Origin of the sequence: Paraburkholderia sp. NMBU_R16 (assembly GCF_013282575.1) — a bacterium.
GTDB lineage: Bacteria > Pseudomonadota > Gammaproteobacteria > Burkholderiales > Burkholderiaceae > Trinickia.
This window is the reverse complement of record NZ_JAAAYE010000004.1, coordinates 170,593-188,217: the sequence shown is the minus strand read 5'-3', so window position 1 is coordinate 188,217 and position 17,625 is coordinate 170,593. Positions and strand designations below refer to the sequence as shown.

At 62.4% G+C, this 17,625-nt stretch carries 13 protein-coding genes, 1 tRNA gene and 3 pseudogenes; 6 read left to right on the top strand and 11 right to left on the bottom strand.

Annotation, left to right across the window (positions count from 1 at the left end; genetic code table 11):
* Positions 1-249, top strand: a pseudogene (locus tag GWC77_RS29485) (IS110 family transposase); the annotation flags it as partial.
* 10 nt (positions 250-259) lie between these two features.
* Here GWC77_RS29485 and GWC77_RS03570 read toward each other — a convergent pair.
* The 4 genes and pseudogenes from GWC77_RS03570 to GWC77_RS03555 all read right to left on the bottom strand — a co-directional run.
* Positions 260-1,009: pseudogene (locus tag GWC77_RS03570) on the bottom strand (oxidoreductase); the annotation flags it as partial.
* Between the two features lie 73 nt (positions 1,010-1,082).
* Positions 1,083-4,223 carry an efflux RND transporter permease subunit gene (locus GWC77_RS03565; RefSeq protein ID WP_173255488.1) on the bottom strand — a complete coding sequence of 1,047 codons (3,141 nt, stop codon included), beginning with the start codon at positions 4,221-4,223 and terminating at the stop codon, positions 1,083-1,085.
* A complete protein-coding gene (locus GWC77_RS03560) occupies positions 4,220-5,332 on the bottom strand; it encodes an efflux RND transporter periplasmic adaptor subunit (protein ID WP_173255487.1) in 1,113 nt (370 codons plus the stop codon). The genes GWC77_RS03565 and GWC77_RS03560 overlap by 4 nt, the downstream gene beginning before the upstream one ends.
* Before the next feature lie 78 nt (positions 5,333-5,410).
* Positions 5,411-6,022: a TetR/AcrR family transcriptional regulator gene (locus tag GWC77_RS03555; RefSeq protein WP_173255486.1), complete on the bottom strand. Its 612-nt coding sequence runs from the start codon at positions 6,020-6,022 to the stop codon at positions 5,411-5,413.
* Between the two features lie 89 nt (positions 6,023-6,111).
* Between GWC77_RS03555 and GWC77_RS03550 the strand changes: the two are divergent.
* Positions 6,112-7,567 (top strand): annotated as a pseudogene (locus tag GWC77_RS03550) (efflux transporter outer membrane subunit).
* 178 nt (positions 7,568-7,745) lie between these two features.
* Here GWC77_RS03550 and GWC77_RS03545 read toward each other — a convergent pair.
* Positions 7,746-7,916: a hypothetical protein gene (locus tag GWC77_RS03545; protein ID WP_173255485.1), complete on the bottom strand. Its 171-nt coding sequence runs from the start codon at positions 7,914-7,916 to the stop codon at positions 7,746-7,748.
* Here GWC77_RS03545 and GWC77_RS03540 point away from each other — a divergent pair.
* From GWC77_RS03540 to GWC77_RS03525, 4 genes are all read left to right on the top strand, one after another.
* Positions 7,915-8,511: a DUF6088 family protein gene (locus GWC77_RS03540; RefSeq protein ID WP_173255484.1), complete on the top strand. Its 597-nt coding sequence runs from the start codon at positions 7,915-7,917 to the stop codon at positions 8,509-8,511. The two genes, GWC77_RS03545 and GWC77_RS03540, sit on opposite strands and share 2 nt — an antisense overlap.
* On the top strand, positions 8,504-9,526 hold the full coding sequence (locus GWC77_RS03535; RefSeq protein WP_173255483.1) for a nucleotidyl transferase AbiEii/AbiGii toxin family protein: 1,023 nt from the start codon (positions 8,504-8,506) through the stop codon (positions 9,524-9,526). The genes GWC77_RS03540 and GWC77_RS03535 overlap by 8 nt, the downstream gene beginning before the upstream one ends.
* Before the next feature lie 73 nt (positions 9,527-9,599).
* Positions 9,600-9,770 (top strand): hypothetical protein, encoded by a 171-nt coding sequence (locus GWC77_RS03530; RefSeq protein ID WP_173255482.1) that lies wholly within the window; start codon positions 9,600-9,602, stop codon positions 9,768-9,770.
* A gap of 41 nt (positions 9,771-9,811) precedes the next feature.
* Complete coding sequence (locus GWC77_RS03525; protein ID WP_173255481.1) at positions 9,812-10,504, top strand: SGNH/GDSL hydrolase family protein; 693 nt, start codon at positions 9,812-9,814, stop codon at positions 10,502-10,504.
* A 161-nt stretch (positions 10,505-10,665) separates the two neighbouring features.
* Here GWC77_RS03525 and GWC77_RS03520 read toward each other — a convergent pair.
* The 6 genes from GWC77_RS03520 to cysS form a co-directional block, all read right to left on the bottom strand.
* Positions 10,666-10,759 (bottom strand) — tRNA-Ser (locus GWC77_RS03520).
* Positions 10,760-10,944: 185 nt separating this feature from the next.
* The gene (locus GWC77_RS03515) at positions 10,945-12,195 is read right to left on the bottom strand and encodes an aspartate kinase (RefSeq protein ID WP_173255480.1); all 1,251 of its coding nucleotides are present in this window, start codon (positions 12,193-12,195) and stop codon (positions 10,945-10,947) included.
* Between the two features lie 340 nt (positions 12,196-12,535).
* Entirely contained in the window at positions 12,536-13,972 is a 1,437-nt protein-coding gene (gene tilS / locus GWC77_RS03510; protein ID WP_173255479.1) for a tRNA lysidine(34) synthetase TilS, read from the bottom strand.
* Between the two features lie 65 nt (positions 13,973-14,037).
* Entirely contained in the window at positions 14,038-15,009 is a 972-nt protein-coding gene (locus GWC77_RS03505) for an acetyl-CoA carboxylase carboxyltransferase subunit alpha (RefSeq protein ID WP_173255478.1), read from the bottom strand.
* 98 nt (positions 15,010-15,107) lie between these two features.
* The gene (locus GWC77_RS03500; RefSeq protein ID WP_173255477.1) at positions 15,108-15,992 is read right to left on the bottom strand and encodes a DNA-3-methyladenine glycosylase; all 885 of its coding nucleotides are present in this window, start codon (positions 15,990-15,992) and stop codon (positions 15,108-15,110) included.
* A 44-nt stretch (positions 15,993-16,036) separates the two neighbouring features.
* Positions 16,037-17,431: a cysteine--tRNA ligase gene (gene cysS / locus GWC77_RS03495; RefSeq protein WP_173255476.1), complete on the bottom strand. Its 1,395-nt coding sequence runs from the start codon at positions 17,429-17,431 to the stop codon at positions 16,037-16,039.
* Positions 17,432-17,625 lie beyond the last annotated feature (194 nt).

The window sequence follows — 17,625 nt, the reverse complement described above, 5'->3', positions numbered from 1 at the left end:
CGCAACGACTCGGCACTGGGCGCATTCTACCGCCGCTTGTGCGCGCGCATGGACAAGCCTCGCGCCAATACCGCGGTCGCCCACAAGCTCGCGCGTATGGTGTACTTCATGCTCACGCGCGGCGAGGCCTTCGTCGATCAGGGCCAGCAGCACTACGAGGAGCAGCAACAGCAGCGCAGCCTTGCCGCCCTGAAACGGCGCGCCAAGTCACTCGGTTTCCGGCTTGAGCGCGAAACCGCCCCGGCCTGAAACAACACGCACGAATTTTGTTTCTCACGAGAGAAGCTTGGCCTTTCGGCGTGCGCCGCATTCTCCATTCGCCCAACGCGGCATCGACAATCGTGGTTGCGACACCATCGGGCTGTGGCGCCTCACTGACGCTTTTTTGAATCGCGCGGGAGGCGGCAGCGCGCTCATCGTCGTAGGCTGCGAGCTTGGATGCAGCATGGGGCGCATTGAGATCGAGATTGGTCTTCGTATAAGAAGGCTCGACGAGCACCACGCGGACTCCGAACTTGCGTACCTCGTGATCCAACGTCTCCGACATTCCCTCGACGGCATGCTTGGAAGCCGAATAGAGCCCCATGTACGGAGCCGGAAGAAAGCCAAGCACAGAGCTGATGTTGACGATTCTTCCCTCGCGCTGCGCGCGCATATGCGGCAGCACCGCTTGTGTCGTGCGCAAAACCCCAAAAACGTTGGTATCGAACAGCGCGTGAGCCTCGGCAACCGATGTTTCCTCAGTCGCGCCGAGCAAGGTCACGCCCGCGCTATTGATCAGTACGTCGATGCGCCCGGCTTGGGCGATGATGGCCGCGAATCCACGTTGAACCGACGTGTCGTCACGAATATCCATTTCGATCAGCACAACACCCGCTATGGGCTGTGCGTTTGCAGGGTTGCGTACTGTGCCGAATACTTGGCACCCCCGTTTGACGAACTTTTCCGCGGTAGCGCGTCCGATACCGGATGACACGCCGGTCACAACGATCACTTTGGAATTCGACATAGCAGTTCTCTTCTAGCAGGTGAATGAGGATAAAGCGCGGATCAGCCGCCCGGCGGGGTCTTGTATTCGAGGTTCATGACTTGGCCGCGAACTCGTCATCGAGCACCTCTTTCACAGGCTGCGCGTGTTCGTGCGGACCTGTCCGCCGATCAGTCGTACCGCCCGGCCCGATCTTGAACCAGATCGAATACATGGCCGGCAGGAACATCAGCGTCAAAACCGTCCCGGCCAACGTGCCGCCGATCAGGGTGTACGCGAGGGTTCCCCAGAACACCGAATGAGTCAGCGGGATAAAGGCCAGAATCGCTGCCAATGCTGTCAGGACCACCGGTCGCGCTCGCTGCACGGTGGCTTCGACGACTGAGTGAAAGGGATCCAAGCCCGCCTGTTCGTTCTCGCGGATCTGCCCGATCAGAATCAGTGTGTTGCGCATCAGGATGCCCGAGAGCGCAATCAAGCCGACCAACGCATTGATGCCGAACGGTTGGCGGAACAAAATCAGCGTCGGCACCACACCGATCAGCCCCAGCGGGCTGGTCAGGAACACCATGACCATCGCGGAGATGGAGCGCACCTGAAAGATGATGATGAGCAACGTAATCGCCAGCATGATCGGAAAGAGCGGCAACATGGCTTTCGTCGCTTTGCCCGACTCCTCGATCGAGCCCGCCTGCTCGATGCGATACCCGCTCGGCAGCTTGTCGACGATGGGCTGAAGCTGTTTCGTGATCGCCGCCGATACATCCGGCGGCTGCAGCCCATCGGCGATATCGCCGCGCACGGTGATCGTCGGCATACGGTCGCGCCGCCGCATGATCGGCTCCTCCATGCGCACTTCGATCTTGCCTACTTGGGACAGCGGGATGCGCTGCCCGTTGGCGCCCGCCAATGTGAAGTCACCTATTTTGGCCGGGTCCAAGCGGGTGTCGCCGGCCGAGCGGGCGATAACTTGCACCGTACGAATGTCCTCACGTACGGTAGTGACAGGAACGCCGGTCAGCAGGAATTGCAGCTGCTGCGCCACGGCGCTGGAGCTCAGTCCCACGGCCTGCAATCGGTCCTGCTGCAACGTGAAGTGCAGGCTGGGCGTGCGCGTGCCCCAGTCAGCGTTGACCGTGCGCATCATCGGGCTGGCATTCATCACGTGCTCAACTCGAGCCGCAATATCGCGCAGCTTGTCCGGATCGGGACCCGTGACGCGGTACGCAACGGGGAACGGCGAATACGGACCGAATACGAGTTGCGTCACGCGCACGCGCGCTTCGGAGGCCAGACCGTCAGCGATGGCTTGTCGCAATCGCTGCTTCAACGCCTCGCGCTCATCCTGACTGTCCGTGCGCACCACGATCTTGGCAAACGACGGATCGGGCAGCTCCGGACCCATCGCCAAATAGAAGCGTGGTGCACCCTGACCCACGTAGGCCGTGACGATCTTGGCTTCCTTTTGTTTGGCAAGCCAAGCTTCCACCTTCGCCGTGGCGGCGCTCGTTTGCATGATCGACATGCCATAGGGCATCTGCACTTCGACGAGCACTTCGGGGCGATCGGAAATCGGGAAGAACTGCTTTTTCACGACCGCCATACCGCCGATAGACAACACGAAGAGGCCCACGACCGAACCGGCGACCAGCCATTTGCGCGCAATCACCCGCCCCAGCAACCGACGGAAACGGTTGTAGCGCGGCGTGTCGTAGATCGCGTTGTGGCCTCCTTCGACTTTCTTGAAGTCGGGCAGGAGCTTGACGCCCAAGTAGGGTGTGAAAACCACGGCGACGACCCATGACGCGATCAGTGCAATACCAACGATCCAGAACATGTTGCTGGTGTACTCGCCAGCCGTGGATCGGGCGAAGCCGTTGGGCATGAAGCCGACGGCCGTCACGAGCGTGCCCGAGAGCATCGGTGCCGCGGTATGGCTCCAAGCATAGGCGGAAGCGGTCACGCGGTCGTAACCCTCCTCCATTTTCACCACCATCATTTCGATGGCGATGATCGCGTCGTCCACCAGCAAACCCAGCGCCAGAATCAGGGACCCGAGGGTGATGCGATCGAAATTCTTGCCCGTCGCCGCCATTACCATGAAGACGGCCGCCAGCGTCAGCGGTACCGCCGCAGCGACGACGACACCCACGCGCCAACCCATGCTGACGAAGCTCACCAACATGACCACCAGCAATGCGGCGAAGAACTTGATCATGAACTCGTCGACCGCCGACTTGATGTTCACGGCCTGGTCCGTCACCTTGCTCAGGCTCATGCCGAGCGGCAATCCGGCGTTGATGGTGCCCACCTCCGCGTCCAATGCCTTGCCGAGGTCGAGTCCATTCCAGCCGTCGCGCATGACGATGCCCAACAGCAAGGCCGGCTCGCCGTTGTTGCGGATCATGAATGTCGCGGGATCTTCGTAGCCACGGCTGACGGTGGCAATATCCGACAGCTTCAGCGTGCGACCTTGTGCCACGACCGGTGTGTCGCGGATCTTCTGCAATGCGTCGAAGGCGCCGTCCAAACGAACGACCACATCGGGGCCCTTGGTCTCGATCGAGCCGGCCGGCGTCAGGGCGTTCTGGCCGTTGAGCGCGGCGAACACGTCCTGCGGACTGACACCCAATGTGGCCAGACGCTCATGCGAAAACTGAACGTAGATTCGCTCCGCCTGCTCGCCGATGATGTTGACCTTCTTCACGCCCGGCACATGCAACAACCGTTGGCGCAACGTCTCGGCATCGCGTACCAGCAGGCGCTGCGGTTCGCCCTTGGCCTTGAGCGCGAACAGCGCAAAGGTGACATCGGCGTATTCGTCGTTGACCATGGGGCCGATCACGCCTGGCGGAAGATTGGCGAGCTCGTCGCCGACTTTTTTCCGGGCTTGGTAGAACTCCTCCTGCACTTGCGAAGGCGGCGTGCTGTCGAGCAACGTCAAGGTCGTGAAGGCCAGCCCGGGTCGCGTGTAGGTTTCGGTCCGGTCGTACCAGCGCAACTCCTGCATGCGCTTTTCGATCTTCTCGGCAACCTGATCCTGCATTTCCTGAGCGGTGGCTCCCGGCCACGCGGTGATGATCGTCATCACCTTGACCGTAAAGGCGGGATCCTCCGCGCGACCCAGCTTGAAGAACGAAACGAGTCCCGCCAGCGAAATCAGGCAGATGAGGAACAAGGTGATGGCGCGCTCGCGCACGGCGAGCGCCGACAGGTTGAAACGGCCTGTGCTCACGGACGGACTCCTTCAGTCGCCGCGGCAACGGCTTGGCCTGCCACCCGAATCCGCTCGCCTTCGTGCAGCAGATGTGCGCCGAGCGCGACGATCCTGTCGCCCGGCTGGACTTGACCGATGACGCGTGCGCTGTCGTCATCCAGATGCTGGATCGAAACCGGCCGCCAGGACACCTTGGCCGGGTTGCTGTCGATGACCCACACTCCCGGTCCCTTGCCCGCGTCGAACAGGGCACCCATCGGCACCTTCAACCCACCTTGCACGGACGAGCGCGCATCCGGAATCTCGATCGTCACCGTGGCGCCCAACGGCGCGTTGGCCAGTTCTCCTTGCAGGACATACCGCGCCTCGAACGTGCGCGTGAGGCGATCCGCAGTATCGGAGAGTTGGCGAAGCGTAGCCGGGACGCTTACGCCTTGCGTGCCGAAGAGTGTCGCATGCGCCACTGAACCGATCTCGGGGCGCAACGTTTCGGGCAACTGGATGACGGCCTCGCGACGTCCGGCGTGAGCCAAGCGCACCACGGTCTGCCCCGCTGCGACGACTTGACCCGGTTCGGCCAGCGTTTCCATGACGACACCATCCGCGTCCGCCACCAGCTCGGCATATCGGGTCGCGTTACGTGCCACGTCGGCTTGCGCTTCGGCGGCACTGAGCTGGGCTTTGGCCGCATCCGCCGCCGACTTGACCTGGTCGTAGGCCGAAGCCGATATCGCGCCGGTACCGCGCAGATCGCGGTAACGAGCTTCATCGCCCGCCGTCTGCAGCGCTCGGGCTCGCGCGGCCGCAACTGCCTCCTGCTGAGCCTGCGCGGCCAGCTTCAGATCGACGGGATCGATGCGCATGAGCGGCTGGCCACGTTTGACGGTCTGCCCCGCATCCACCAGCCGCTCGAGCACCTTGCCCGACACCCGGAACCCGAGGTCGCTCTGCACTCGTGCGGCTACGGTTCCCGTAAACGAACGCGATGCGGCGGTCGCGTTCTGAACGATCGCGGAACGCACGAGCGGCACCTCGGTGCGCGGATCTGAGGGGGCCTTACCGCCGCAAGCGACGAGCGCAAACGGCAAGGCACAAACGACAAAGGAAACCAGGCGGCGGGAGCGCATGAAAGTCTCATCGGCGAAGTGATGACGGCTTTCATTGTTGTTCAAGTGACCAAATTAGTCAATAGTCACACCGAAGTTTCAAGGGGACAGACTGCGAAGGACGAGGCTCGACAGGTGCGCCGGCGCCGTATCCGTGTAATCGAAACTGTGCTGCAGCAGTAGCGGATTGAGGTACGGTCGCAGAACGAGGTAAATCGCCATGGCAGTCTCATCCAGGGGCGTTTTGCGCTCGAAGTCCCCACTCTGCCTGCCCTCTTGCAGGACGTCCTGAAGCAACTGCTGGACGCGCTCCTCATACGCACGCACGGCCTGCCACTGTTCAGTGGCCGCCGATGCCGCGATCTCGTAAAGCTTGCGGTCCTGGAAAAACAGGCGAAGGCTCGCCTGAGTGGAGACCTTGAACATGCGCCGCAGCTTCTCGGGCGGCAGCTCGGCCTCCGCCACAGCCGCCCTGACCTCGGCTTCGATCTGGCTCAGGCAGTTCGCACAGATCATTTCGCCGATCGCCTGCTTGGACTCGAAGAACTTGTAGATGTACGCCTTCGAGAAGCCGATCGCCTTGGCGAGGTCGGAGACGGTCGTTTTCTCGTAGCCATACCGGCTGAAGTGCTCGGTGGCAGCCGCCACGATCTGATTGCGCACCTCGTGGTCGGCCGGGCCACGAACGGGGGAAGGGATTGCTTTTTTCATAGCTCCAGCTTATTGCCAACGTCAGGAAGTAACAACTAGTGACTTTTTTGTATTATAGTCACCATCACATCATTGCGAGCGAAATCCTCATGCTGCCCAGACACATCGTTGCTTTGTACATCGCCGCCGGCCTCTTGACGGGGTGCGCGGTCGGCCCCGACTACGTCCGGCCTGACGTATCCATGCCGGAGCAGTTCCAAGGCCAAGCCTCGGTCGAGCACCGGCACGCGGCTGCGAGTGCCGATCTGACGACATGGTGGACGGGTTTCGGGGATCCGCAACTGACGCGATTCGTCGCGCTTGCATTGGACCAGAATCTCGACCTCGCGCAGGCCGCCGCTCGCGTCGCGCAGGCACGCGCCGGACTTGGCGCAGCGAATGCCGCGTTGCTTCCCTCCGCCAATGTCAGCGGTCAGGCCGCGAGAGTTTACCAATCCGTCGAAACGCCGCTGGGCCGGATCTTGAATTCGACGCCCGGTTTTGATCGCCACGGCAACCAATACGAAGCCGATCTCACCGCCAGTTGGGAGGTGGACGTGTTCGGGGGCCTGCGTCGCGGACGGGAAGCGGCGCTTGCCGACTACCAGGCTTCGGAAGCCGGCGCAGCGGCCACTCGATTGGCGGTGGCCGCCCAAACCGCCGACATCTATATCACCATCCGTGGCCTGCAAGCCCGTCTGAACGTGGCGCAGCGGCAAGTGCAAACTCAGCAAGACCTGCTTTCAACGATCAATCTTCTGTATGGCAAAGGATTGGCGGCCGAACTCCAGGTCAAGCAGGCTGAAGGCGCGCTTGCTCAGGTCCGGGCCTCGGTGCCGGTGCTCGAAACGGGCCTGGACGCAGCGATGAACGCACTCGACGTCATGATGGGCGCGCAACCCGGCACGCACCGCGCCGAACTGATGGAAACGCGCGACATCCCGGTCGCCCCGCAGATCGCGGCCACGGGGTCGCCGGGCGAACTGCTCAGACGCCGCCCCGACCTCATCGTTGCCGAGCGCCGCCTCGCAGCATCCAATGCGCGTATTGGCGCCGCCATCGCCGAGTACTACCCCAAGCTCTCGCTGAGTGGGCTGATCGGCAGCGCGACCTCCGTGGCCAGTGGCAACCTGTTCACAAGCGGTGCCAATCAAGCGGCCGGCGTGTTCGGCCTGCGCTGGCGTCTGTTCGACTTCGGCCGCATCAATGCGCAGATCGACCAGGCCAAGGGCCAGAAGGCCGAGGGCGGCGTATCGGCTTGCCGCACTGCACGCGACCGAGGACGTGGAGAATGCTTTTTCGGCACTCGTCAAGCGCGAAGATCAGGCGGCTATCCTGGCTCAGGGCGTCGACTCGCTGAGCCGTGCGCGAACGGCCTCGTTCGCCGCCTATCAGAAAGGCGTCGTCAGCCTGATCGAAGTGCTGCAAGCCGATGAGAGCTTGCTACGCGCCTCCGATGAGCGAGCACAGGCGCAGACGGAATCAGCACGTGCAGCAGTCGCGGCCTTCAAGGCACTCGGCGGCGGTTGGCAGTCTCGTGGTTCCGAGGCCGTAGCCAGCAAGTAGTCATCGCATCGCTCAAAACCTGGCATCGCCAACCCTGCGTCCACCGGACTCCCTGACGAACAGACGCGCGCGTGGATGTCTCTCGCGGCCGAACGCGAATTTGGCCACCGTGGCGATCCCACCAGCTTGGGTGGATCGGCAGATCCAGGCGGCTGGCGCCATTGTTCCCACGAGACTGCTACGAAGCCGCGATGGCAATCAACCCATCGTTGATATCGTCAACAAATTTTAATCGCCCGTCGCATCGAAGCCCGGCGAAAAGCGCCTGGGCCGTTGCCCCAGCCTGCGCCGCGGCCTTGATGCCTGATGTCAGAAACTGTGTATAATTCCTTACACGTGAGGTATCCATGAACACGCTCCCCGAAACCATCCTGCTCCACGCCCGGTCTCTCCCCGAGGGCGGCGTGCTGTCGCCGAAGGAATTCCTGCATCTGGGAAGCCGCGTTGCGGTCGACCAGGCGTTTTCGCGCCTCAGCAAGGCCGGCAAGCTTATGCGCGTGGCGCGCGGCACCTATGTCGCCCCCGTCTCCAGCCGGTTCGGCTCGCGCGCCCCTGCGCCGGGGAAGGTCGTGAAAGCCATGGCCGAGCAAAGCGGCGAAACCATCGCCCCGCACGGCGCCAGTGCTGCGAACGCACTCGGCCTGACCCAGCAGGTGCCGACGCGGGAGGTCTACGTGACGTCGGGGCGTACCCGGAAGCTGAAGCTCGGACGCTCGGAGTTGCTGGTCAAACACGCCCCCCGCTGGATGCTGGCGCTGGGTAACGGGGCCGCCGGCGCCGCGGTGCGCGCGCTGGCCTGGATGGGGCCGACACATGCCGGCAGATCTCTAGCGGCACTGCACCGCACCCTTCCCGCAACGGAATGGCAAACGCTGACGTCTGCCCGGGCTATCCTGCCGTCGTGGATGGCTCAGGCCATCGGTCAGGAAGCTGCGCATGGCTGAGTACTTCTTCGGTCTTAGCGCGGACGATCGGCGCGAAGCACTGGAATACGCGCGCGATCAAACGGGACGTCCTGCGCACCTGCTTGAAAAGGATGTATGGGTCGTGTGGACACTGCGCGCGCTCTTCGAGTCGCCCTTGTCCGCCGACCTCACCTTCAAAGGCGGTACCTCCCTATCCAAGGCCTACAAGATCATCGATCGCTTCTCCGAAGACATTGACCTGACCTACGATATTCGCAAGCTGATACCGGATCTGATTGGCGACGGTGACGAACTGCCATCCAGCCGCAGCCGAGCCAGTAAATGGACTCAAGCCGTACGCCACCGGCTTCCGAATTGGATCAGAACGAACGTCCAACCCGTCATTCAGGCATCGCTGGAACACGATGGCCTAGATGCACAGGTTGAGCTTGGCGGGCCAGAAAACGACAAGTTATTCGTGCGTTACCCTCCCCTCGCAGAGGGGACTGGCTATGTGGCACCGGTAGTCACGCTGGAATTTGGCGCCCGTGCTACTGGAGAACCGCATCAGATCATGCCGATCACGTGCGACATCGACGGACATGTACCTGAGGTGTCGTTTCCAACAGCTTCACCGCTGGTCATGAGCCTCGCCCGGACTTTCTGGGAGAAAGCGACTGCAGCGCATGTGTACTGCGCACAAGGCCGTATCCGTGGCGAACGCTATGCCCGGCATTGGCACGATCTCGCTGCGATTGCGCGCAGTGCGTACTTCGACGAAGTCGAGTCCGACCGCGCTGTCTCGACCATGGTCGCCCAGCACAAGTCCATCTTCTTCATCGAGAAAGACGCTAACGGCACGGTCATCGACTACACCAACTCAGCGCAGGGACAGCTACGGCTCGTTCCCGAAGGAGATGCGCGCAAAGCCCTTGCCGACGACTACGGCGCCATGTTGGATGACGCAATATTGCTCGGCGACCCTGCAACCTTCGATCAGCTCATGCAGGTATGCGCCGACATCGAAGGCAAGATAAACAGAAGAGACGCGTGACTGATTAACACGATACTCGAAGCGCTCTTCTCGCTCCCGTGCCGACGAGGTCCAGTAGACCAGGAGACAGATCATGCAACGCTACTTGCTATTGGGGGCGGGGTTCAGCCGGAATTGGGGTGGCTGGCTCGCAAATGCGCCGTTTGCGACGATCTGGCTTGGCGTCTCAATGAGTGCCCCGATCGCTGCCATGGCGGCAGTGAGTGGAATCCTGGCCCTCGAACTCATGAAGATGGTTTATTGAAAACCGGCGCACCCATGCTCCTTTGTCCGGCTGCAATCGATATGAAACAGATTCTGGTGTACGCCGACTCGCTATCCTGGGGCATTGTTCCCGGAACCCGTCAGCGCCTGCCGTTCGACGCGCGCTGGCCCGGCGTGATGGAAAACACCCTACGAGTGCGAGGAGTCGCAGCACGCGTGTTCGAGAATTGCCTGAACGGCCGCAGGACAGCATGGGACGATCCCTTCAAGCCCGGACGCAACGGCATCGTAGGCATTGAGCAAGTGATCGAAATGCACTCGCCTCTCGACTTGGTGATCGTGATGCTCGGCACCAACGATTTCCAGACGGTCCACGAAAACACTGCATGGCATTCGGCAGAAGGCATGGGCGCATTGATCGATTCTATACGCTGTGCTCCTATAGAACCCGGCATGCCCGTGCCCCCCGCGCTGATCGTCGTGCCGCCAGCTATCAGGGTGCCCGATGGGCCCGTCATGCCAAAGTTCCTCGGCAGCGAAGGCCGGTGCGTCGGCTTGGCAGAGGCGTACGGCGATATCGCAAGATCGCACGGCTGCATGATTTTCGACGCAGGGACGGTGACGACGACGAGCCACCGAGACGGGATTCACCTCGACGCCGATCAGCATGTGGTGCTCGGCCAAGCCATGGCGGACATCGTCCAAGTTGCGCTCCAACCTCTGCATAGCGAAGAGTCTTCGCTCGTCGGAGCTGAGGACATTCGGCGACGGTGAACGACGAATAACGTCGGTACTTTTGGTTCAACCCGGCATTTCAGCCTTTAGTCGCGTGACGGACGCGCTAAGGTTGACAGCGAACAGCCTATTTCCTCCGATGGAGGCCAAAATGAAAAGCCCCGCGAGTCCGAGAACTCGCGGGGCTTTGTCACCGCTTATGGCGGAGACGGAGGGATTCGAACCCTCGATCCAGGTTTTGGCCCAGATGCTCCCTTAGCAGGGGAGTGCCTTCGACCTCTCGGCCACGTCTCCCAAACTGTTCGTTAGCGCCGGGAGGCAGCGCAACGAGTCCAAGATGATAGCGGGAACAACGGAATCGGTCAATTTTTACGATGCACTTTTTTCCGCATCGCTTTTGAGCACCGCAACGCTGCCCATGACCATCCAACGACCCATCGCCGCCCGGCCGCAACCGGGCTCATTCGCACAGCACGCCCTTAGATTTGATCGAGTTCGAACGCCTTATGAAGCGCGCGCACGGCGAGTTCCATGTACTTCTCGTCGATGAGCACCGAAATCTTGATTTCGGAAGTCGCGATCATCTGGATATTGATGCCCTCTTCCGCCAGCGTACGGAACATCTTGCTCGCGATGCCGACGTGCGAGCGCATGCCCACGCCCACCACCGAAACCTTCGACACCTTCGGATCGCCGACGACTTCCTCAGCGCTTATATGTCCCTTCACGCTATTGGTGAGGATATCCATCGCGCGTTGATACTCATTACGCGGCACCGTGAACGTGAAATCGGTCTTGCCCTGCACGCTCTGGTTCTGAATGATCATGTCGACGTCGATGTTCGCATCCGCCACCGGGCCGAGAATCTGATATGCGATGCCCGGCTTGTCGGGCACACCCCGCACCGCAATGCGGGCCTCATCGCGCTGAAACGCGATTCCGGAGATGACTGCTTTTTCCATGGTCTCGTCTTCTTCAAAAGTAATCAGCGTGCCCGAGTTCATTTCCTCTTCGAGCGCGATCATCGGATCGGTCAGGCTGGACAGTACGCGCGTCTTGACACGGTACTTGCCGGCGAACTCGACCGAGCGGATCTGCAGTACCTTCGAGCCCAGGCTAGCCATTTCCAGCATTTCTTCGAACGTCACACGGTCGAGGCGGCGCGCTTCTTCGACCACGCGCGGATCCGTCGTATAGACCCCGTCCACGTCGGTGAAAATCAGGCACTCGTCGGCTTCCAGCGCCGCGGCGATCGCCACCGCCGACGTGTCCGACCCGCCGCGGCCGAGCGTCGTGATATGACCTTCTGGATCGACGCCCTGAAAGCCCGTGATCACGACGACCTTGCCCGCATCGAGATCGCGCATGATGCGCTCGCTGTCGATCTCGCTGATGCGCGCCTTCGTGAATGCGCTGTCCGTTCTGACAGGAACCTGCCAGCCCGCATAACTGACGGCGTCGACGCCCGCTTCCTGAAGCGCGATCGACAACAATCCCACGCTGACTTGCTCGCCAGTCGCGGCGATGACGTCGAGCTCCCGCGGATCGGGCTGGCTCGAGATTTCCTTGGCAAGCGCAAGGAGGCGATTCGTTTCGCCGGACATGGCCGAAGGCACGACGACCAACTTGTGGCCCGCCTGCCGCCATTTCGCGACGCGCTTGGCAACGTTCTTGATGCGCTCCACCGAGCCCATCGAAGTGCCGCCGTATTTATGTACGATGAGTGCCATTGTCGTTCTGAACTAGAAGAGAAATCGCGCCGACGCGCCCCAAGATGCACCCGCGAACATGCCGTTCGGTCACGCGGCCTCGTGAGCGCTCGACGACGACGAAAGATGGCGGTGGAGAGTGGCGTTGTTGTACGCCGGGCCGCGCGGCAGACCCGAAGTGCACACACCGGGTTGGGGGGCACGACGCGCCGCGCGCGCCGCCGCACGGCAAAATGCAGCGTTCGCGTGAAAGCGCACTGACTGCAAAAAGCGGGTGCAAAAGCGGGGCGGACAAGCGTTCGAGCGTACTAGATCAGGGCATAAAAGACAAGCGCGAGCGCGGCGGCGGCCCGCTGCACGCTCAGGCAATGAGCAGATCGGCGCGCCACTCGAGCCGCCGGCGCGGCCCACCCCGCTCGCTCGCCGACGCGCCGGGCGCCGTCGCGAATGCGCCGTTGATGCCGAGGTTCGGGACGAACAACAGCCGCTCTCCGAGATAAATGAGCGGCACGTCGCGTTGCCAGGCCGGCACGCCCGCCTCCTGAAAGAGATTCTTGAGCGTACGGGCGGGCGCGCCGGGCGCACGGCGCATGCGCTCTCCCCCGGTGCGCGGCCGAGCTGTCAGCGGCGCGCTGGCGAGCAGCGCCTCGGGCACGGTGTCGATTCCGGCCTCTCCCGCAGGAACCGGCTCGAACACAAGCGTGCCCCGCCACTGAGGCAAGCGCCAGACTTCGTCGTTTCGCCACACGAGCTCGCACGTCTCTTTGATCGATGCGCTCGCCTGCCCCTCGACATGAACGCCCGGTTCGCCGCTTTCCCAGTAGATGGCATCGCGATAAAGCCGCAGCCGCGAGCCCGCATGCTCGATGCGCATGGCGTGCTCGGCGCGCGCCTCGCGCAATTGCCGCAGCATTTCGCTCAACCGCGCCGCCGACGGTATGGGCAGCCCACTCACACGCATCCACCAGCGCATCGCATTCGCCGCCCGGGCGCCGTCGAGCGCCAGCAGCGCGCGCCTGGAAAGCGAGCGCCCGTCGTCCTTTCCGATTGCCTTCAGATCGATCTGCGCGAGATCGTCGAGCAGTCGTTGCGCGCTCGCCGCATGCGAAGCCGTTCTCGCGAGCGCATCACGAAAACCCGGGAAATGTACGGTCAGCGCCGGAATGACATCGTGACGCAGCGCATTGCGCGCATAGCGTGTGTCCGCATTCGATTCGTCCTCGACCCAGCGCAGCTCGCGCGAACGCGCATAGCGTTCGAGCTGCGCGCGCAGCAATGCAAGAAAAGGACGCGCACGCCCGATCGTCGCCGTCCCTTCAAGGCGATGCGGCGCCATCGCCGCCAGCCCCGCCACCCCCGCGCCCCGCAACAATTGCAGCAGCACCGTCTCCGCCTGATCGTCGGCATGATGCGCAAGCCACAACATCGATACGCGATGCAGCGCACACAGGGCGTCGAGCGCGCGATAGCGCGCATCGCGCGCAGCCGCTTCGAGACTCTCTCCGGGCCGCCGACGCACTTCGACATAGGTGGCGTCGAAACCGGCACCGAGCGCGCGCGCGGTGCTCTCGCAATGCGCAAGCCACCGATCCGCATTCGGGCTCAGGCCGTGATGAACATGCAACGCGATGCAGCGCTGTGGACCCGCCACACGCACGGCCGCATCCAGCAGCACCGTGGAATCGAGGCCTCCGCTGAATGCGATACCGATCGCCGCGTCGCCCGGCACGGTCGAAAGCACACCGCCGAGCGCATCCAGAACGATGCGCTCGGCGGCGGGATCGACGAGAGAAGTCACGGGCTCAGTCGGAAAGGCGCGCGGCTCGCACGCGCTCGAAACGGAATGTCATGACGATGCGCGACTCAAGCGCCGGGCGTCGTCTCCTTGAATTTGCCATACGCCATCAGCCGATCGTAGCGGCGTTCGCGCAGGTCCGCAACGCTCATGCCCTGGAACTGCCGCAGCGAATCGGCGAGCGCGCGGCGCAGGAATGCCGCCATGCCCTTCACATCGCGATGCGCGCCGCCCAGCGGCTCGTTGACGATTTTGTCGATGAGCCCGAGCGCTTTGAGCCGGTGCGCCGTCAAGCCGAGCGCTTCTGCCGCCTCGGGCGCCTTCGCCGCGCTCTTCCAAAGGATCGACGCGCAGCCTTCCGGCGAAATGACGGAATAGGTCGAGAACTGCAGCATGAGCACGCTGTCGGCAACGGCGATCGCCAACGCGCCGCCCGAGCCGCCTTCCCCAATCACCGTTGCGATCACGGGCACCTTCAGCTCCGCCATCACATACAGATTGCGGCCGATCGCTTCGGACTGTCCGCGCTCTTCGGCACCGACGCCGGGATAAGCGCCCGGTGTATCGATGAACGTGAAAAGCGGGAGTCCGAACTTCTCGGCAAGACGCATCAGCCGTTCGGCCTTACGATAGCCTTCGGGCCGCGGCATACCGAAGTTGCGCGCAGCGCGCTCCTTCGTATCGCGCCCCTTCTGATGGCCGATGATCATGCATGGGTGACCGTTGAAACGCGCCAGACCACCGACGATCGATTGATCGTCCGCGAACGCGCGATCGCCGTGCAGTTCGTGAAAATCGGTGAAAAGCTCGTTGACGTAATCGAGCGTATAAGGGCGCTGCGGATGCCGCGCAATCTGCGAAACCTGCCAGGGTGTCAGATTGGCGTAGAGGTCTTTGGTCAGTTGCTGGCTCTTCTTCGAGAGCCGCTCGATTTCTTCCGAGATGTCGACAGCCGAATCGTCTTGCACGAAGCGTAATTCTTCAATCTTGGCTTCGAGCTCTGCGATGGGCTGTTCGAAATCCAGAAACGTCGTTTTCATAGGTCTCAATCCTGGGGGCTTTCGGCAGCGCGTATTCTAACCGCCACCGTCCACGTCAAAATCGTTCGAATCTATCGAAACCAACCGTCGATAGCTTTTTATGACTCAGGCGTAGCGTCGAGGCTGCGCCACATGTACCAGGTCGCGACGGTACGCCATGGCTCCCAATTGGCCGCCACTTCGCGTGCTTCGCTGCGCGTGACGGGCTCGCCGCTGAAATAGTTGACGCTGATCGCGCGAATGAGTCCGAGGTCGTCGAGCGGTAAAACGTCCGGGCGCGACAAATTGAAGATGAGAAACATCTCGGCGGTCCATCGGCCGATGCCACGAATCTGCGTGAGCTCCGCAATGACGGCTTCGTCCTCCATCGACATCCATTTGTCGACGTGCAGGGCACCGGACACGAAGTGCTGCGCGAGATCGATCAGATATTCGGATTTGCGCTTCGACAGCCCGCATCCGGTCAGCTTTTCGTGCCCGAGGCGGGTGAACTGTTGCGGAGCGAGTTTCGGGCATGCGAGTTCGATGCGCCGCCAGACGGCTTGAGCGGCGGGCACCGAAATTTGCTGCCCGACCACGGCACGCGCGAGCGTGACGAATGGATCGCTGCCGTTGATCAGATGCACCGGGCCGAACTTCGGAATCAAGCGCTTGAGAATCCGATCGCGCTTGACGAGATCGGCACACGCGCGGTCCCAATACGCGGGGCGGGTCACAGCGGGCTCGAGCCCGGCTATCTGGACCGGCACCGACGCCTGAGCGCTCGTACCCGCGCGCGTCTTGCGCACGATCTCACCGCCGTCGTCGATGCCACGCTCGAAAGCCTGAACGCCGCCTTCCTCGGTCAACGCACCGTTGGGTTTTGCGCGCGCGCCGCGTGCAGCGGGTGCCTTCGGCTTCGCCGCCGTCTTCGACACATCTTTCGACGCGCGCTTCACTGTCACGCCGCGTTTGACCGGCGCCTTCCTGGCCGTTGTCATCATGCCTCCTGCCTGACGAGTCGGTTAGCGCTTCGCGCAATGCACGTTCATACGCGGCGCCACTCGGTGATCCCGCCCGGTTTGTCCTCAAGCGCAACCCCGGCGTCGAGCAACTCGGCCCGAATCCGGTCTGCCTCGGCATACTTTTTCGCCTGCTTCGCAGCGGCACGTTCGGCGATCTTCGCCGCGATTGCCGCTTCGTCCAAATCAAGTCCAACACCGCCCGCCGCCTGCTGCAGGAATACGCGCGGTTCGCGGCCGAGCAGCCCGACCGTTTGCGCGAGCTCGCGCAATTGCCGTGCAAGCGCCGCGTCGCGCGTGCGATTGACGACGTTCGCAAGCTCGAAGAGCACGGCAACGGCCACCGGCGTATTGAAGTCGTCATTCATGGCCGCGCGGAACCGCGCTGCATGATCTTCATGCCAGTCGAGCGGCGCCCCATCGGGACTCACGTCCTTCAATGCCGTGTAAAGGCGCGTGAGCGCGGCACGCGCATCGTCGAGGTGCACGTCGCTGTAATTCAGCGGCGAACGATAGTGCGCGCGCACGATGAAAAACCGTACGACTTCGGGATCGTACTTCGCCAAAACATCGCGAATCGTAAAGAAGTTGCCGAGCGACTTCGACATCTTCTCGTTGTCGATCTGAACGAACCCGTTGTGCATCCAGTAGTTGACGAACGTCTGCCCGGTGGCGCCCTCGCTTTGCGCGATTTCGTTCTCGTGGTGCGGAAACTGCAGATCCTGACCGCCGCCGTGCAGATCGAAGTGTTCGCCGAGCAGCGTGCAACTCATGGCCGAACATTCGATGTGCCACCCGGGGCGCCCGCGCCCGTACGCCGAATCCCAGCTGGAATCCGCCGGCTCTTCGGGCTTCGCACGTTTCCACAGCGCGAAATCGAGCGGATCGTCTTTCGCTTCGTTCGCGGCAACACGCTCGCCCGCGCGCAGATCTTCGAGAGACTTGCCCGACAATGCGCCGTAACGTGCGAACTTGCGCACCGCGTAATTGACGTCGCCATCCTTCGCGCGATACGCATAGCCATTGGCCTCGAGCTTCTCGATCATGCCGAGCATCTGCGCAATGTGATCGGTCGCGCGCGGCTCGAGATCGGGGCGCGCGACGCCGAGCGCATCGGCGTCCTCGTGCATCGCCGCGATGAAGCGGTCGGTCAACGCTTTGATCGGTTCGCCGTTTTCGACTGCGCGCCGAATGATTTTGTCGTCGATGTCGGTGATGTTGCGAACATAAGTCACGCGAAATCCGAGCGTGCGCAACCAGCGTTGCACGATATCGAACACCACCATCACGCGCGCGTGTCCGACATGACAGTAGTCGTAGACCGTCATCCCGCAGACGTACATTCGTACTTCGCCTGCACGGCGCGGCACGAAAGCTTGCTTGTCACGCGCGAGCGTGTTGTAGATGCGCAGTGATTCCATAGAGACGATGAGCGAGCCCCGAGCCATCCCCGCGAGATGGGCGACGCGCAGGCGGCGCGGCGGGCGGGTGACCGCTCGGCGCCGCGATCAGACTGCGATCGGGGCAAGGACGACCACGACTGGCGGAAGACCGTTCGCCCGTTCGAGGAAACGAGCAAACGTTTTGTTAGAATGGGCCGGAGTATAACATCTCG

What these genes read in the sequence shown, in the direction of transcription:
- GWC77_RS03560 (WP_173255487.1), bottom strand. Translation starts at nt 5,332, where the DNA reads ATGCGCTCCCGCCGCCTGGTTTCCTTTGTCGTTTGTGCCTTGCCGTTT.
- GWC77_RS03555 (WP_173255486.1), bottom strand. Translation starts at nt 6,022, where the DNA reads ATGAAAAAAGCAATCCCTTCCCCCGTTCGTGGCCCGGCCGACCACGAG.
- GWC77_RS03540 (WP_173255484.1), top strand. Translation starts at nt 7,915, where the DNA reads ATGAACACGCTCCCCGAAACCATCCTGCTCCACGCCCGGTCTCTCCCC.
- GWC77_RS03545 (WP_173255485.1), bottom strand. Translation starts at nt 7,916, where the DNA reads ATGGATACCTCACGTGTAAGGAATTATACACAGTTTCTGACATCAGGC.
- GWC77_RS03535 (WP_173255483.1), top strand. Translation starts at nt 8,504, where the DNA reads ATGGCTGAGTACTTCTTCGGTCTTAGCGCGGACGATCGGCGCGAAGCA.
- GWC77_RS03530 (WP_173255482.1), top strand. Translation starts at nt 9,600, where the DNA reads ATGCAACGCTACTTGCTATTGGGGGCGGGGTTCAGCCGGAATTGGGGT.
- GWC77_RS03525 (WP_173255481.1), top strand. Translation starts at nt 9,812, where the DNA reads ATGAAACAGATTCTGGTGTACGCCGACTCGCTATCCTGGGGCATTGTT.
- GWC77_RS03515 (WP_173255480.1), bottom strand. Translation starts at nt 12,195, where the DNA reads ATGGCACTCATCGTACATAAATACGGCGGCACTTCGATGGGCTCGGTG.
- GWC77_RS03505 (WP_173255478.1), bottom strand. Translation starts at nt 15,009, where the DNA reads ATGAAAACGACGTTTCTGGATTTCGAACAGCCCATCGCAGAGCTCGAA.
- GWC77_RS03500 (WP_173255477.1), bottom strand. Translation starts at nt 15,992, where the DNA reads ATGATGACAACGGCCAGGAAGGCGCCGGTCAAACGCGGCGTGACAGTG.
- cysS (WP_173255476.1), bottom strand. Translation starts at nt 17,431, where the DNA reads ATGGAATCACTGCGCATCTACAACACGCTCGCGCGTGACAAGCAAGCT.